At 56.4% G+C, this 16,103-nt stretch carries 17 protein-coding genes and 1 tRNA gene; 5 read left to right on the forward strand and 13 right to left on the reverse strand.

Translation table 11 applies throughout. The features are described from left to right. Positions 1–389: 389 nt before the first annotated feature. The 5 genes from RBB77_RS10590 to RBB77_RS10610 all read right to left on the reverse strand — a co-directional run bounded on the left by RBB77_RS10590 (position 390) and on the right by RBB77_RS10610 (position 2,810). The gene (locus tag RBB77_RS10590) at positions 390–737 is read right to left on the reverse strand and encodes a hypothetical protein (protein ID WP_353067184.1); all 348 of its coding nucleotides are present in this window, start codon (positions 735–737) and stop codon (positions 390–392) included. Next, positions 737–1,270 carry a fibronectin type III domain-containing protein gene (locus RBB77_RS10595; RefSeq protein ID WP_353067186.1) on the reverse strand — a complete coding sequence of 178 codons (534 nt, stop codon included), beginning with the start codon at positions 1,268–1,270 and terminating at the stop codon, positions 737–739. Before RBB77_RS10595 ends, RBB77_RS10590 begins: the two co-directional genes overlap by 1 nt. Before the next feature lie 719 nt (positions 1,271–1,989). After that, entirely contained in the window at positions 1,990–2,190 is a 201-nt protein-coding gene (locus tag RBB77_RS10600) for a hypothetical protein (protein WP_353067188.1), read from the reverse strand. Further along, entirely contained in the window at positions 2,183–2,347 is a 165-nt protein-coding gene (locus tag RBB77_RS10605; protein ID WP_353067190.1) for a hypothetical protein, read from the reverse strand. The genes RBB77_RS10600 and RBB77_RS10605 overlap by 8 nt, the downstream gene beginning before the upstream one ends. A gap of 371 nt (positions 2,348–2,718) precedes the next feature. Continuing rightward, positions 2,719–2,810: transfer RNA gene (locus RBB77_RS10610), tRNA-Ser, on the reverse strand. A gap of 369 nt (positions 2,811–3,179) precedes the next feature. Here RBB77_RS10610 and queG point away from each other — a divergent pair. The 3 genes from queG to RBB77_RS10625 all read left to right on the forward strand — a co-directional run bounded on the left by queG (position 3,180) and on the right by RBB77_RS10625 (position 7,638). Next, positions 3,180–4,370, forward strand: a complete 1,191-nt coding sequence (queG, locus tag RBB77_RS10615; protein ID WP_353067192.1) for a tRNA epoxyqueuosine(34) reductase QueG — start codon at positions 3,180–3,182, stop codon at positions 4,368–4,370. Positions 4,371–4,451: 81 nt separating this feature from the next. Further along, positions 4,452–5,417 carry a YihY/virulence factor BrkB family protein gene (locus RBB77_RS10620; RefSeq protein ID WP_353067194.1) on the forward strand — a complete coding sequence of 322 codons (966 nt, stop codon included), beginning with the start codon at positions 4,452–4,454 and terminating at the stop codon, positions 5,415–5,417. Then, positions 5,401–7,638, forward strand: coding sequence for a PP2C family protein-serine/threonine phosphatase (locus RBB77_RS10625; RefSeq protein WP_353067195.1), 2,238 nt, complete (start codon positions 5,401–5,403; stop codon positions 7,636–7,638). Before RBB77_RS10620 ends, RBB77_RS10625 begins: the two co-directional genes overlap by 17 nt. A gap of 317 nt (positions 7,639–7,955) precedes the next feature. Here the strand turns inward: RBB77_RS10625 and RBB77_RS10630 are convergent, their stop codons facing one another. The 6 genes from RBB77_RS10630 to RBB77_RS10655 form a co-directional block, all read right to left on the reverse strand. Next, positions 7,956–9,176, reverse strand: coding sequence for a beta-propeller fold lactonase family protein (locus RBB77_RS10630; protein ID WP_353067197.1), 1,221 nt, complete (start codon positions 9,174–9,176; stop codon positions 7,956–7,958). 329 nt (positions 9,177–9,505) lie between these two features. Further along, the gene (ccsA, locus tag RBB77_RS10635; protein WP_353067199.1) at positions 9,506–10,243 is read right to left on the reverse strand and encodes a cytochrome c biogenesis protein CcsA; all 738 of its coding nucleotides are present in this window, start codon (positions 10,241–10,243) and stop codon (positions 9,506–9,508) included. Between the two features lie 24 nt (positions 10,244–10,267). Next, complete coding sequence (locus RBB77_RS10640; RefSeq protein ID WP_353067201.1) at positions 10,268–10,957, reverse strand: heme exporter protein CcmB; 690 nt, start codon at positions 10,955–10,957, stop codon at positions 10,268–10,270. Further along, on the reverse strand, positions 10,954–11,454 hold the full coding sequence (ybaK, locus tag RBB77_RS10645) for a Cys-tRNA(Pro) deacylase (RefSeq protein WP_353067203.1): 501 nt from the start codon (positions 11,452–11,454) through the stop codon (positions 10,954–10,956). Before ybaK ends, RBB77_RS10640 begins: the two co-directional genes overlap by 4 nt. Further along, entirely contained in the window at positions 11,451–12,200 is a 750-nt protein-coding gene (locus RBB77_RS10650) for an ABC transporter ATP-binding protein (RefSeq protein ID WP_353067206.1), read from the reverse strand. The genes ybaK and RBB77_RS10650 overlap by 4 nt, the downstream gene beginning before the upstream one ends. 16 nt (positions 12,201–12,216) lie before the next feature. Next, positions 12,217–12,672: a cytochrome c maturation protein CcmE gene (locus RBB77_RS10655; protein ID WP_353067208.1), complete on the reverse strand. Its 456-nt coding sequence runs from the start codon at positions 12,670–12,672 to the stop codon at positions 12,217–12,219. Between the two features lie 411 nt (positions 12,673–13,083). On the opposite strand from RBB77_RS10655, the gene RBB77_RS10660 reads away from it, so the two are divergent. Beyond that, on the forward strand, positions 13,084–13,719 hold the full coding sequence (locus RBB77_RS10660; protein WP_353067210.1) for a hypothetical protein: 636 nt from the start codon (positions 13,084–13,086) through the stop codon (positions 13,717–13,719). A 74-nt stretch (positions 13,720–13,793) separates the two neighbouring features. Here RBB77_RS10660 and RBB77_RS10665 read toward each other — a convergent pair whose 3' ends face one another. Continuing rightward, entirely contained in the window at positions 13,794–14,579 is a 786-nt protein-coding gene (locus tag RBB77_RS10665) for an alpha/beta fold hydrolase (protein ID WP_353067212.1), read from the reverse strand. 107 nt (positions 14,580–14,686) lie between these two features. After that, positions 14,687–15,265 (reverse strand): TetR/AcrR family transcriptional regulator, encoded by a 579-nt coding sequence (locus tag RBB77_RS10670; protein WP_353067214.1) that lies wholly within the window; start codon positions 15,263–15,265, stop codon positions 14,687–14,689. A 109-nt stretch (positions 15,266–15,374) separates the two neighbouring features. Here RBB77_RS10670 and RBB77_RS10675 point away from each other — a divergent pair, with 109 nt between their 5' ends. After that, a complete protein-coding gene (locus RBB77_RS10675; protein WP_353067216.1) occupies positions 15,375–16,094 on the forward strand; it encodes a hypothetical protein in 720 nt (239 codons plus the stop codon). The last annotated feature ends 9 nt before the right edge of the window (positions 16,095–16,103 follow it).

Raw genomic sequence — 16,103 nt, forward strand, 5'->3', positions numbered from 1 at the left:
AGTCGCGAGAGACGGAAGAGAAAATATATCCAAAGACACCACTTCCAGGGGCTGATGCCGATCAGAAACCGATATATGAGTTGGCTCACCAGAACGTAATACCATCTCAATGCAGACGGAGTTAAGTGGCGAGTACCTCGTAAAACCGAAGTACAGACACTGCTGACGGGGTCGGGTCAGTATAAGTTCGAACTTGCCATAGGCCCGAGAATTTGGGTGATAACACCAACGGATCAGTATGCGAATGCTTATGACCGTGAGATTTTCACTGTGAATTCCGATGTGCCCAATGGCTCAACGGCTTCTGTCTTGTGTGTATCGGGTGGCCACGCACCACCTGCTTTCATGACAATTCCAGAACAGCAGTAAGGTGTGCTGAGCGCCGCCCATTAGCTCTGCTCACCAGCCAAGATGCGCTTCAGTTCGCTCTGTTGATGAGGGAGGAGTGTGTCCATGAAGTCGGAGAGCGGGTCGGTGGGAGGTGTGTCTCCGAAGGTCAGGTCGCTGAAATTCTTGTTAGCCTCTGTTGCGATGAATGCCAGCTTGCGGGAATACTTGGAGTAATCGGTATATCGCTTCAACTCTTCCGCATATCCAAGTGGGTCCCAATTCGTAATCTCCAGCGGGAACGCGGCTTGGAATATTTCCGAGATTTTACGGACGAGCAGAAAGAAAGCTGCTAGGTGGTAGCGGCTCTCATCATCGAGTGTGAAGTCGGTGTGTCGCGAGTCAGACATTATTTGCCTCCTGCGGACTTCTGGACACCAGACACGGTGTAGTTATGGAAGGTGAGCCATGAGGAAGTTGATCCATCAGCACGAGCGGAACGAATGCGGACGTCGTAGCTTTTACCCGGGACAGTGTTACCGATCCACTGGAGGTTCTGGTAAGGTGAGGTACGAGCAACCGATATCCAGTATGTTGTCCCGCATAGCTGATACTGAACGTCAACACCGACAGAGAGTTTGTCCTTCGGAGAGTCCCACTCAACCACGATGAGATTGTTGACTGTTCCATCAGGGTTAATCTGAGCCACGTTTGGTCCAGACGTAAGCGAAAGGTTAGTTGGTGTTGCAGGTTTGTTATGGGGAGCGAGACATCCCGTCACCGCAGCATGAACTACGGCTGGATCACGCTGGCCACGAGCGTCGATGAAAATACCCCAAGGGTCAAACTTGGAATCCGTCTCAAACTTACGGATGATGCCGAGAGCGTCGGTTAGCACTGCGGTGCTGCTGATGTCTAGATTGATTTGGAACTTGGTGCTCATATTTTTCTTGTCCTACCTTCAGGGCAACAGTCGTTAATACTTTCGAGTTAATCTACCCCTCTTCAGTAGTGGAGTTTGATCATCAAAAAGAGACGAAATTAAATTTACAAATCTCGCTAACTTTCCTCACGCGCAGAGTCAAAAAGCACACGGGCCAGTAACAACAATTCAAAAGCAGAGGAATAACAAGATGTCAGTCACTAGAATCATTTATGAAATATCTGTTGCCGAGGTTGATGAAGCTTGAAACCTTTATCTTCAAAACAACATCGCTCAGTGGGGAAACGCCACAGCTGGGTTACCCAAAACCACAACATTCAACATTAGCGTTCAGCAAGACAATGACCTACCTAGTCCCAGCCAAATATTTACTTGGAACCCAGCCTTCACTGGAGCTTCGGCCCCAAATGACTGGAATGGGTCGGACTCATTTGCTCTCCCTGCAAGTTTTGCGTTTCAGAGACCTAACAATACTCAAGACGTTCAGTACTCAGCTCTATTGCTCGGCGGTCGTAATCCTGTGAACTTGGCTCCTATGGATGGAAACGGTATGCTCGCGCTCGTTTACCATGACCCTCAGCCGGGTCCCGGTGCTTACGTGGTGCGATTGACGGCAACTATCACCCCACGAGTCAATGCTTCAAAGAAACTAGTTTTCGAAGAGGCACCAGAACCCATATATGCATAACTAATGAATGAATGATTTGTCTTCAGGATGGCTAAGTTTGCCTGCTGTCCTGAAGACTGTTAGCTGTGCGCTTGCGGGTGAGGTCAACCTCGGTAATAGAGTCGTCAGTCATGATGAGTCCACGCAGACGGAGTCTCTTTGGTAGGTCAGGGAGTGAAGAAGGAGAGCCGTCCACAGGGAACGACACCACTTCATCGAGGTTGAGGGTGTCTATGTCAGGTGGGTTATTCACAGTCCACTTCCTTAGCAGCACCCTCGAACTTCTTGTACTTCGCTGAGGTTTCAACCCGGACACCAGCCTTGTTCGGAAGACGGACATAGCCAGGAGGCTTTTTCTTCTTCTCATCCGAGATGTAGACCTCTTCCATCAAAGTCTTGTCCTCAACCATCGCCTTCCTGATGCGAGTGACGGTGGACGAGCCATACTTCTTCGGCCAGTTCTTCTTACGAGCGAGGTCCCAGAAGCTGACCCAGTTAGAGACACCGTCCTTAGGGTCTGTCCCTGAAGGAAGCAGACGTTGTACGTGAACGCCATCTCCGAATAGAACATCCGCACGACGGGCATGGGAATAGTGCAGGCGAAATAAAAGCGAAACTTTTCCACGTCTCGTACCCGTTTTCGTACCCGTTTTTTGGCTCGGTGAGGTATAACGAACGCTTAAGGTGGCTTAAGAAGACTTAAAGCCGAAGCCGCTATATCCAAGATTTCATTGGGGTTGTTTACCGGATAGCGTTGGAAGATAAGGGTTTAGAAAAGGAATGGCGGAGAGTGAGGGATTCGAACCCCCGATAGACTTACGCCTATGTCTGATTTCGAGTCAGGTGCATTCAACCGGGCTCTGCCAACTCTCCGCATTTTCATCAATCACCTGGACCACTCTTCAGCTTGACCGAAGCAGCGGCGCCAGTTGTGGTGTTAATTCCAGTCTGAGGAAACTGTAACTAACCTATCGACGGCAGCTGCATTACCAGCAGTCGCAAGATCCGAATGGCGCACGTCCGTTGATAGTGACTTGTGACCGAGTAGTCTTCCGATGATTCGAAAGCCCTCCCCAGCTATGACAAGTTTACCGGCAAAGGTGTGTCTGGTGCAATGCCATCTATCCCCGCCGATCCACGCGACGATGAAACAGTTTGATCTCGAGCCAAGTATTCTCTGCAACACCCTCCGCGAATTACTCTAGACGCAAGCAGACAAAAGTCATCCTCGAGGAAACGGGTTTGTTCGTAGAGCCAGCACAAAACGCTGCGGCATGGACCTCCGACCTCAAGCTCTGGCTGAGTGAGTTGGCCCTGCGCTCCGGCTTCGACACTGCAGGAGTAGCAGCCGTCGCCTCCCCAGACCCCGAAATCACGCAGCCGCATCTCGACGCGAATCGATTCGAAGCCTGGATCGCAGCCGGCAGAGCCGGTGAGATGGACTATCTCAAGCGCCGCAACGAGCAAGGAGTTCTGCTACGCAGTCACGTCCAGATCGCGATGCCCTGGGCGCGATCGGTCATCGTCTGCGCCCTGAACTATAACGTAGCCGCCCCACTATCCATCGACCAATCCGGCCCCGGAACCGGATGGATCGCCCGCTATGCCTGGAGCGGACGCAACAGCTCCACAGACACCGACGACCTAATCCCCACCGACTATCACGACGAACTCCTAAGCCGCCTCCGAAAAATCGAGTCGAACCTTCAAGAGCGTTTCGCCTGCCAGACACGCTGTTACGTAGACACTGGCCCCCTCGTCGAGCGCGCCGCCGCTGCGAAAGCCGGCATAGGCTGGATCGGCAAGAACACCTGCGTCCTCGATCAAAAACTAGGCTCATGGCTTCTCCTCGGCGTCATCGTCACCTCCATTCCCGTGTCGTCCGAGCTCGCCTTCGAACTCCCTGCGGACCGCTGCGGAAGCTGTACCCGCTGCATCGACGCCTGCCCCACAAACGCACTGGTGGCGCCGCGCGAGATGGATGCGTCACGCTGCATCGCCTATCTCACAATCGAAAAAAAAGGTGTTATCGCAGAGGAGCTGCGCGAACCCATGGGCCGCCAGGTCTTCGGCTGCGATATCTGCCAGGACGTCTGTCCCTGGAACCGCCGCGCTCCAACCTCTCAAAACGAGGGCATGCTCGCACGAAAACAGTTGATCAATCCACCCTTGGCGTGGCTCGCAGAGATGGACTCCGCAACATTTAAGCAATGGTTCAAAGGCTCGCCCCTGGAACGAACCCGTCTAAAGCGACTGCACCGCAACGTCGCCATCGCAATGGGAAACAGTGGCGAAACGCAGTTCATCCCCCAACTCCAGCAATGGAGCACCGCCGAAGATCCCGTCCTCGCGGAGTCATCCCAGTGGGCCCTGGCGCGTATCCACACCCTTACAACCGCTCCAGAACGGCCAGCAATCATAAGCAAAGATTAGCTACCACCAAAGCAGACACCCTCTGCTAGCATCGGAGTGCGTCACCGGTCGCCCCTCGCCGATATTGCATCGAATTCTCCTATGCCATCGATTCTCCCTGGTAAACACGAAGCAGCCGCGTCGTCGAAGACCGATCAGCACGATCTGCCGCCAAAGCCGATCGAAGACGTTGCCCCCGTCGTTCGGGAGTATGGTTTGGCGGCGCAGATCGCCGCCCTGGCCCGCTACATGGCCCGGACTGAGGTCCATACCTACGCGTTCAGCGTCGCGGCCAACGTGATCCTTTCGCTCTTCCCCTTCATCGTACTGCTCTTGACTCTGTCCCGCAGCGTCTTTCACTCCCGTTCCATGGAGGCGATCGTCGGTGACATGATGAAGAATCTCCTGCCGGTCGGTCAGGACTTCGTCATGCGAAACATGCAGCTGCTGGCCCACCCTCACAAAGGAACCCAGCTGTTTTCGCTCGTCATGCTACTCGTCACCTCAACCGGCGTCTTTCTTCCTCTGGAGGTAGCGTTAAACCGGGTCTGGGGAGTTCGCCAGAACCGAAACTACCTCCACAACCAGGCTGTATCTCTGGGACTCGCATTCGCCGTTGGTGTCCTGGCCATGGCGTCGGTCGCCTCCACCGCAAGCCAGCAGACGATTCTCTCCTGGCTCTTCTTCGGCCATACCGAAAACGTCGTCTATCACTTCGTCTCCTACGGCTTTCTCAAGCTCTGCGCCGGGTTTGCCAGCATACTGCTCTTCTTTCTAATCTATTGGGTATTGCCCTACAGAAAGATTCCGGCGCGCGCCGTGCTGCCAACCGCCATCGTGATCGGTCTGCTATGGCAAGCGGCGAAGTATCTCTATATCAGGGCGCTCCCCTGGCTGGACTTCCAGTCCGTCTATGGGCCGTTTTATATTTCGGTAGGGTTGATGATGTGGGCGTTTCTCTCCGGTCTGCTCCTGCTGGCCGGGGCACATTTTTCGGCAACGCGTTATACCTTAAAGCTGGCAAGTCAGGCGGAGCTGGAGGCGGCGAACGATGCAAGACGCGAATAGCCCTACCGGGCCGCGCGTTCTCACCAAGCTCAGAGAACGGATTCCGACAGGACTTGCCGGCGCAGCGGTCTGGCTTGGCTTGTGGTTCTGCGTGTTGTTTGTTCGCCACTTGTTCTCAGGCGGATTCAGAACCTTTTTAGGGATCCTCCAGTTCTTTGTTGGAATCGCTCTCGTCTCCGTCGCCATCCCCCTAGCCTGGCAGCTCATACGCAAGCATCTCCTCTGGAGCCTTCGCAACAAGCTGATCCTCACTTATCTCCTCATCGGTCTTGCCCCGGTGATTCTGTTTCTCACCCTGGTGGGCGTCCTGGCCTACGTAGCAGCAGGTCAATTCGCCATTCACCTCACAGACTCCCGGCTACAGGCTGAGTTGATCCAAATGAGAAACGAGACCGGACATCGCGCCGATCTCACCACTGCGCTCGTCGCCGAACGTCCAAAGGACAGCGGGCAACAAATCGGTAGCGAGATCCAGACCATCGAACAGGCCGGAGAGGTCACACGACTGGATATGCCTCGCTTGCACTTGCATCGCGTAATCCGCGCCTTTCTTAACGGCGCCGCAGTCGACATCGGTCCAATTCGTGGCAAAGCTCCCTTCGGTCTTCCTCCCTGGGCGACCGAACTGCCGGGAGGGGAGTTCTCAGGTCTCGTTCTCGACGGACGCGAACTCTATCTCGTGACCCTTCATCAGAAAAAGTGGAACGACGGACGCGTCTTCACTCTTATGTCGAGCCTGCCGGTTGACAGCGCTGTTCTCAAACTGATCTCGGAGGGACTTGGACAGGCCAGCCTGCTGCCCCAGCGCGCCGGAAGAACCGCCAATGAGATCAGCAGAGAGAACAATGCGGGAACGCCCGCTCCCTCCCAGAAATCGCGTCAGAAGGTCAGATTCGCGGTCGGAGCCGATGGGATCGATGCAGGGTCGTCCTGGATCGTCGGTGGAACCGAGCCCCCAGCCGTCAACGTCGCAGACACCCGCGTCAGTTTTACTTCGACCGAACCGATCACCGACTGGGACACAGGAGAGCGGGACAACGTTCTCATCGCGGTCCAATCCCGGCCCTCTCTCCTCTATAACCAGCTATTCGGCTCCTCGCTAGGCGGAATCGTAACCAGCGTTCTGCGCATTGGCATCATCCTCCTCTGCGTTGTCTTTGCCCTCATTGAGCTGCTGGCGCTGTGGATGGCCATCGGCCTCAGCCGCTCCATCACCTCGTCCGTGGCTGATCTCTACAGCGCAACCGAGCACATCGACCGCGGCGACTTCAACTACCGTATCGGCGTTAAGAGTGATGACCAGCTTGCCGAGCTAAGCAGCTCCTTCAACACCATGTCTGGATCCCTGCAGCGGCTCCTCGAAGAACAGAAGGAGAAGGAGCGTCTGCAGAACGAGATCTCCATCGCCCAGGAGGTTCAGGCCAATCTCTTCCCGCTACACGCGCAGGGACTCGCGACCCTCGATCTGCACGGAATCTGTCGCCCAGCCCGATCCGTAAGCGGCGACTACTACGACTTTCTCGTCTTCCACGAAGAAGCCCATGCCGGCATGGTCGACCGGCGTGAGACCGGCGTAGGCATCGCCATCGGCGATATCAGCGGGAAGGGAATCTCAGCCGCCCTGCTCATGGCAACCCTTCACTCGGCCGTGCGAGCTTACCGCTTCGCAAGTGAGGAGCTTGTCTACAGCGAGTCCACGGTGGCAGGACTCACAGCCAGCAGGGAAGGCCGTGGCGGAGACTGCGACGAGCTCTTCCAGTCCCCGGGACGCATTCTTTCCCTTCTCAATCGTCACCTCTACCGAAGTACGCAGCCTGAAAAGTATGCAACTTTGTTTCTCGCCCACTACGACGTCGCCTCCTCCATGCTGACCTACTCCAACGCAGGACAACTTCCACCCCTCGTTCTGAGCCGGGACGGACACATCAGACGGCTCGACAAAGGGGGAACAGTCGTCGGGCTCATGGACGGCATGCAGTACGAGGAGGACCGCTTCCAAATGAAGTCGGGAGATATTCTCGTCGCCTACTCAGACGGCGTCACCGAACCCGAGAACGACTTCGGCGAGTTCGGCGAGGAACGCATGATGGAGGTGGTCGCCCGTTACCGCGATCAGCCCCTGCACGTAATCTCCGGCCAGGTCATGCTCGCCCTCGACGCCTGGATCGGTGCCGACGAGCAACCCGACGACATCACCCTCGTACTAGCCCGCCAGGTCTGACATCAACCCTTTCCAAATAGAAAGGAGTCGTCATCCTGACCCTGAGCGAAGTCGAAGGGGGAAGGATCCCTGTATTTTGTCTTTGCCTGTTTACGCGTCAGAGACCAGACCCGATAAAAAATAATTCAAAACCGTGGCGTATTTTTCAGCGCCCAAAAACACGCTGTCAGAACACCATCTCAACCACGCATCCCACCACGATCACACCATCAAAACACCACGGCCAAACACCCGCTTTTCGCAAAACACCCCTCAAAAAACCAGCAAAACAACAAAAAACCAGACTCCACCACACCAGATTTTTTTTCTTGAAATTACTATTTTTCTCGAAGCGCTTTAACCACGATGTCGTTGGGAGAAATTCCAGCCGGAAGAATAGTAAAAAGCGCTGGCCCCTGCTTTCCTTCCGTCCGAATCACCGCAATATCCCCGGAATGTGTATCTGCAACCAGCAAAAGATGCTCATCCGCCGAAAACGCAAGCGCATCCGGCGAAGATCCCGTACGAACGCTGCCAGCCAGCTTCCCATCGTCAATGCTATAAAGCCCAATCGAATCAGCACCCGAGTTCGCGACCCATAGCGTGCTGTTGTCGCGGCTGACGATCCCCCGCACCGGCTTGTTACCAATCGAGTAAGTTCCCCCAACTTCATTGGTCCAGGTAGCAATCTCCGAGAAGCTGTCGGAATCGAAGTTTGAGACGAAAATTTCACCGCCATCCGGCTTCATCGCAAGATGAACCGGCATTTTCCCAACGTCCAGCAACGCAAGCATGCGGTCCGCCGTAAGCGAAGGATTTTGTTTGGCAGCCCACGATCCAGGCGCTGCCGCCAGACCCAGCGCCATCACCTGATGCCCTGCGGAGCAGGCCACGAAGGCCTTTGAGGAGTCGGGCAAAATTACCGTGTCTGCGGCTCCCGGACAGCCGGAAAATGTCGAGCGAAGATGTGTAACTGAAGCAGACGCTGGGGAACCGGCGCTATAGGGAATCAGATCGAAGACGGACACGCTGTTGCTCCCATGATTCGTGACCACGAGAGTGCGGCCATCAGGAGAGATATGCACCTGAACGGGTTGTTCGCCAGCCCCTGCGACGGAGACTTCGCGCCGGAGGTCAAGGTCAACGATGCTGACGCTGTTTGAGCCGTAGTTGGCAACATAAGCACGGTGTCCGGTAGGTTCAACGGTGATGAAAGATGGCCGATGACGGACCGCGATCGTCGCAACAACACGATTCGCGTCGGCGTTGATGACTGAAATCGTGCCCGACTGAGCATTGGCGACATAAACCTCATTTCGAGTTGGATTGACGGCCATCTTGGTTGGGTCCGTGCCCACCTGGAGCGTGCGGTCCTGACGAAGGTAGACAAGATCAAGTACGGTGACCGTATTCGATCCCGCATTGCTGACGTATGCGTACTCCCGATAACCCGCTGGAACGTCAGGAAAACGGTTCCTATGGCAGCCGAAGAGGGCGAGGAGGATCGCGAATGCTGCGACGATTGAGATCCGAAATGAAGAGCGGCGGGGCGTTGGCACTGTTCGGAGTCTATCGAGGTGGTGCAAGGGCGGCAAGAGGAAGTGCGATCGTGAGAATTCTAAATTACGTCTCCGAAACTTTTATGCGTCATCCAGTGTTTATGGGATCGATGCTGATGGTCGATAGCATCACGTGCAATTCCTACTCGGACAACGAAGCTGCGGTCCCCCTGCGGCTTCGTTGATTTTTTAGCGGCGGACTCGCCGAACATGAACCCAATTCCACGCAGTCCATGCGAAGTACCCACCCTGAATAACCCACACAGCGATGTAAGCGAAGAGCAAATGCCGATGAGGCATTGTGCTCGTGTCAAAAAAAGAACGCCAGGTCATTGTGGAATCTCCAAAGAAGCTTCGATGGCCTGCAGAGCGGCTTCCTGCTCTGCGAATTGGCGGCGGCGCTCAAGTGCGAAACGGAATAAGACGATACAAATTCCCCATATAGTCCAGCCGGCAAGATTCCAATAGAAAGCGGGAAGCATTGAGGGGTCAACGCCGGAGTCAGGGCCACCACCGAATACTGGGGCTGGGTGTTGGGTGCGCCACCAGCGGATGGACATGTAGACAATGGGGACGTCTACCGCGGCAAAGACGGAGAGGACGGCAGCAAGAGTGTGGGTCTGGCCGGCAGAGGAAAATCTGCGCAGCATCAGATAGCTGACATAGAGGAGCCACAGCAAAAGCATGCTGGTAAGGCGTGGATCCCACGTCCACCAGATGCCCCAAGTTGCGCGTGCCCAGAGCATGCCGGTAAGCAGACAGATGCTCGAATAGACGACCGTCACTTCGGCAGTAGCGAGAGCCAAGGCGTCCGCCATAAGAGCCTTCAAGGGGTCTCGACGTCGCCAGTAAAGGTAGAAGAGTGAGGCCGCGAAGTTGACGTAGGGAAAGATCAGACTCAACATCGCGATCGGAACGTGGTAATAGAAGATGCGTCCGACGTTGCCTTGCGCCGCATCCGTTGGGACAAGGAAGATGGCTTGGCGGAAGCCGAAAGCGAGCACGGCGACGCTGATCCCGAACCAGAGCCAGGCGACATTGCGGAGAGTGGGGGTGCGCTGCTCCATAGACCTAGTTTATCCCGAATGTCGTCATTCGGCGTTCAGGACGGTCTCGAAGAGCAGAATGCAGACCGTGGTGAAGATGATGTCGTAACCGAGGAGTTGCTTGATCCAGGTGCCGATCTGGATCGGGTCCAGGTCGGCGGTCAGGACTCCGGTGGTGGCTTGGACCATGGCCAGCAGAGCCGGGAGGGAGATGGGCAGGAGCAGGAGCGGGAGGAGAAGTTCGCGGTTGCGAGCGCGAAGGCCGAGAGCAGCGAAGAAGGTGCCGTTGACGACGAGAGCCCAGGTACCAAGAGGCAGGATCAGAGCGAGGAGCCAGACGTTGCCGAGGGCGTGGAGATTGAAAAATACGATGAAGATGGGGGCCAGCACCGCCTCTACAACGAGGACGAAGAGCATGTTGGCGAGGGCTTTGCCGAGGAAGAGGGCGGAGGCGGGCGAGGGGGCCATACGCTGGGCCTCGAGGACGTTGTTGCGTTGCTCGCGTGCCCAGGATTGGTTGAGGGCGGTGATGGAGGCGAAGAGGAGGGCCACCCAGAGGATGCCACCGGAGATCTGGCGGGTCATGGTGGGGTAGCTGGTGGGGTCGAAGGCGAGGCCGAAGACCACGACTACCAGCAGGGCGAAGAAGAGCATGCCGTTGATGGAGTCGCGGGAGCGCCACTCGAGGCGGAGGTCTTTGCGGAGGTGGTCCCAGACGTGCCGGAGATACTTCATGCCTTCGCGATGTCCTTGGTGAGATCTGCGAGGGTAGCGTCGGCGGCCCGGATGTAGTCGGAGGGTGCGAGCAGGAGTTGGAGACCGCGCTGACCGGCGGAGACGGAGATCTGGTCGAAGAGTTCGATGGTCTCGTCCGCGTAGGCAGGGAAGGTCTTCTTCGCTCCCATCACGGTGACTCCGCCTCGGATGTAGCCCGTGAGCGGCTCTACTTCTTTGAGGGAGGCTAGTTCGGTCTTTTTTGCCTTCGCGGCTTGGGCAAGTTTTTTGAGGTCCAGTTCGGCGTCGCCCGGGATGATGGCGAAGACGTGTTCGCCCGTGTTCGTGTGGGCTAGGAGGGTTTTGAAGACCTGTTCGGGGGGGAGGCCTATCTTGCGGGCTACCGAGATGGCGGTGAGATCCTCGGGATCGACTTCGTAGGTACGCAGCTCGTAGGGGATGCCGAGGGTGTCGAGGAGGCGGGCGGCGTTGGTTTTGGCGGCGGCGGGGGGCTTCACCCGGCGGCCTCGGTGCTGGAGTCCGAGTGGGAGTCTACGATCTCGCCGTTGCGCATGGTCAGGGTGCGGGTCGCGAGGGGTTCGGCGAGGGAGGACTGATGGGTGGTGAGGAGGAGGGTGCGGGCGCCCATTACTCCGTTGACGGGAGCTACGGGCCAGGTGCGGAAGTCGGCGAGGAGTTCGACCATGTGGCGTGCGGAGGCGGCGTCTAGGTTGGAGAATGGCTCGTCGAGGAGGAGAATCTCTGGGTCGGTCTGGAGAACGCGGGCGAGGGAGGTGCGTTGGCGCATGCCCTGGGAGTATTGACCTACGGGGCGGTCGAGTTTGGGGTCGAGGCCTACTGCGCGGAGGGCCATCTCGGGGTTGCCGACGCAGGCGCAACCTCCATCACGATGGAGAGAGGAGAAGTAGTTGAGGTTCTCCATCGCGGTGAGCTCGTCGTAGAGCATGGGCGAGTGGCTCATGTAGGCTACGCGGCGGCGCTGCTGGTGCGGGGCTTCGGAGAAGACGGTGACGCGGCCGCGAGTGGGGGTGATGAGGCCTGCGATCATGCGGAGGAGAGTGGATTTTCCCGCGCCGTTTTCGCCGAGGATGATGGTGCAGGAGCCGGTGCAGAAGCTGGTGGTGATGTTGCGGAGCGCGGCGAAGCGGCCATAGATCTTAGAGACTGACTCGAGCGAGATGCAGTCCGTGCTGGCGGCGGATGGAGGAGCACTGATACGAGTTGTCTCTGCCGTCTGCGTCATATCTTTGCGCTTCGCGTTATTTGATTGCAGGCAGTGTGGCGGCAGCGGTGGTGGCTGGGGTTGTAGAGGCTGGGGCGGGAGCGTATTTGGAGGCGCATTTGGCCTGGAGTTGAGTGGCGTGGAAGACTCCGTCGTGGCCGTAGGTGCCGACGGCGAGGGCCTGGGCGTCATCCTTGAAGGTGTCGGGTGGCGGCTCGGAGCCCTGATAGACCACTGAGAGTTTGTGGCCTTGTTCGAGAAGATCAAAGGTGGCGTTGGTGCCTACGCGGTGGATGCTACCGGGGGCTACGTTCCCGGCTACGCGGAGATGGCGGACGTAGGCCTTGTTTCCCATGCCCTGCAGCTCGCCGATGGTGACGTAGTAGCTCTTGTTGTCGCGTCCGCCGGTGAACGAGAGATAGGCGATCGTGGCCACGATGATGACGGTGGCGACGATGAATTTGATCGGGCTCTTCTGAGAAGCATTTGCCATGTTCTTCGTCTTTCAGTCTACGGTTACGGGTTCGATTTGGGTAGCCATCCCTTTGTGGGATACCCCCCCTCCCCCCCTGTGGGGTATCTTGCGCCTAAGTTGCTTAGAATGATTAGTTTATGGACAGGGTGTGTCTGTAAAATATTCTATTCAAAGGGCTTGCGTGCAAAATACTTGTTTTGTTGTAGTTGCGATACCCTGTGATCTCTATATGTTTCGATGAGTTTTGCGCGTCCTAAATTTGGCTCCCTCTTCTATTTTAGACGTTTGACTGGGGGTAATACGCCACGACAAAAGCCTTACTGGGCGCGGGTTTTCGCATGGGAGGGCCTTGACAGGATTTTGACAATTAGCTTTTCGAGACGTCGAATATTTGCCCGCTCAAGGGTGTATTCGAGATATGGTTCGCCCATGAGCAAAAGGGCGATCCTGGTTCGCAGCGGGTTGATGTTGTTTTCGGTTTTGTCTTTGTTGGCGGCGCAGAGCAAGTTTGTGGCGCAGGGTAGCGCACGCTCGGACAGTTCGACATTCGATCGTTACACCGGCTGCAAGTTCAGTGATGAGTTGTCGGTTGTGGAGACATCGCCGCTTGCGCCAGGCGTTCATGAGCGCACGGTTCAGACCTCGAAGGGGCCAAAACAGGTAGGGATGGTGGAGGGACGAAGGGTGATGTTCGCCTATCCAGGAAAGGACTTCTACGCGAACGTGAAGGTGGAGATTCTGCCGGAGAAGGACTATGCGGAGATGAGGCAGATTTTGGTCGAAAACTTCGACTATATGCTGGCGACGAGTAAGGACAGCACACGAAACTATGAGTTGAAGCCGAAGCTTAACGGTCTCGATATTCGTGGTTTGGATAAAGACAACTTGGAAGGTGGCGTCTTAGGCATCTATGTGCTGTTGAACGATGCCTCGAGGATGGTGACTACGATTTATTTTTTGAATCAGGAGCCGAAGGACCGAAGCTATCAGACGATTGAGGGATATCGCGTGGCGAGAGATCGATTTCTTTCCACCTATGCAGGTTGTATCGGCACGAAACATTGAGTATCGAACGAGCTCATTTTTTGCAGGGCTGACTCGTTTGAGTTGCGAGACAGCCCTGCGGTTGGTAGAGACGGTTATTTGGCGGATCCAGTGGACGCTGCGGCCTTCTCGATGAGGGCGGCGACGGGTGCGGGATGCGACAGCATGGCGACGTGGCTGGAGGGGAGCGTGATGGTTTCGGCATGCATTGCCTTGGCCATGGCGCGCTCGGCGTCGGGTGGGATCATGCGATCGTTGGCGGAGACGACGTACCAGGTGGGCTTTTGATGCCAGGCTGCAGTGGTGATGGTTCCATTCAACACTTTGGCGTTGGTTGGGCCCTGGGTGGCGGTGATGTTGGCCTTTTCCGCAGCGGTGAGGTCCTGAGCGAAGTCCTCGGAGACACCTTTCTGCGTGAGCTTGAGAAAGCCCTGTGCGTCGGGACGAAGCTCTGCGATGCCGGGAGGTGGTGTACCGCCCTGGCTCAGCTGATTGATGGATCCGTTGTCGCCGGGTGCGAAGGCGGCGACATAGACGAGGCCGGAGACTTTGGGGTCATTGCCTGCTTCGGTGATGACGACGCCGCCGTAGGAGTGGCCGACGAGAAGCACCGGCCCATCTTCAATGGCGATGGCCCGTTTGACGGTGGCGACATCGTCTTCGAGTGAGGTGAGGGGAAGCTCTACGGCGACGACGTTGAGGCCCTTGGCTTCGAGCAGAGGGATGACCTTGGACCAGCTCGCGCCGTTTGCCCAGGCACCATGCACGAGGATCACGTTGTGAGTGGGGCCGGTTGCCGATGGGGTTTGGGCTGGGGTGGGTGTGGCTGCTGCGGAAAAGAGGAGCGCGGCGCTGAGGGTGGATAAGAGACTGAACTTCATAGTGGTCCTTTCGAGTTGCGTTGCATTGGAAGTAGGCTACCTTCTAGTTGGTAGACTACGCTAAAAGGTTAAGGTGATTGTCAGCGCCTGACTATCTTTATCTGAATTTAGAGTTGTGCGGAGAGCTTGCGCAGGGCGCCTTGCATGACCGATGTATAGACTTTGCTCGTCCCATAGGTGCGGGCCGAGATCATGGCACCGTTGATCAGCGCGATGAATGTTTCGGCTTCGGTCGAGGCTGATTGTTCGAGCTGAATGATGCCTTTGGCGCGGCCTTCTTCCATGGTTTGCTGGATCCACACTTTGAGTTCGCGGAAGTAACGCTTGACTTCAAGCTTTACCTCTTCCGGAAGTGTGGGAAGTTCTGCGCCCAGCAGGGCGGCGATGCAGATGGGCTCGGTTTTGTCGCGAATGCATTTTTCCCAATGGAGAACGTAGGCGTCGAGGCGCTTGAGCGGACTGTCAACGCGCCGGGTGAGATCGCTGAGGGCTGCGACGAGCTTGTTGCGATGCTGTTTGAGGACGGCAGTGACCAGAATCTCTTTGGTAGGAAAGTGGTGATGGATGCTTGGCTTACGGATTTTGACCATCTCCGCGATATCCGCATAACTGAACGCCGAGTAGCCGCGATCGGCGAGGAGGGCGTGAGCGGATTCCAGGATTCGGTCTGCGGTATCACCTTGCACGGCGGGATACTACCAACTAGTAGATATCGATGCAACTAAAAGAAAAACGGAGGCTTGCTTTTGCTTTGGTGCACTTCTCACGGTGGGGTGGTTGGAGTAAGGTCGGGTTATGAGCGAACTTTTGGATTTGGCTGTAAGAGCACATGGTGGGCTTGAGCGTTGGAACAAAGTGAAGTCGGTGAAGGTTGCGGCTTCGATTGGCGGTGGGCTTTGGTATGTGAAGGGGAAGCTTGACTATCTGAAGAACGTCGTCGTGACGTGCGACGCGAAGGTTGAACGGCTGGTGATGGATTTTCCGGGGCAGGATAAGCGGTCGGTGTTTGAGCCGGAGCGGATCGTGATGGAGAAGGCGGACGGGACGTTGATCGAGGCTCGCGATGATCCGGAGAAGGCCTTTGAGGGGGATCAGCGAGAGAAGCCGTGGGACGATATTCATGTTGCATACTTCAGCGGCGAGGCTTTGTGGACTTACTTGACTACTCCTTTTCTCTATACCTATGCGGGTTTCAAGAGCGAGGAGATCGCGTCGATTGAGGTAGAGGGCGAGACGTGGAGGCGGCTGAAGGTGAGCTTCCCGGATTCTGTGAAGAGCCATACGCGAGAGCAGATTTCCTGCTTCGGTCCGGATGGCCTGCTGCGGCGACACGACTATACGGTGGATGTTCTTGGGGGCGCGACGGGACTAAATTATGCGTCTGATTACCGGAATGTTGACGGGATTGTCTTTCCGACAAAGCGGCGGGTGTATGCGTATGAAGGGGACTACCAGGTGGTGAAGGAGCCCCTGCTGGTTGCGATCGACATGGGCGAGATCACACTCAATTTCTGAGTGACGTTT

The organism is Tunturibacter psychrotolerans (genome assembly GCF_040359615.1).
Classification (GTDB): Bacteria; Acidobacteriota; Terriglobia; order Terriglobales; family Acidobacteriaceae; genus Edaphobacter; species Edaphobacter psychrotolerans.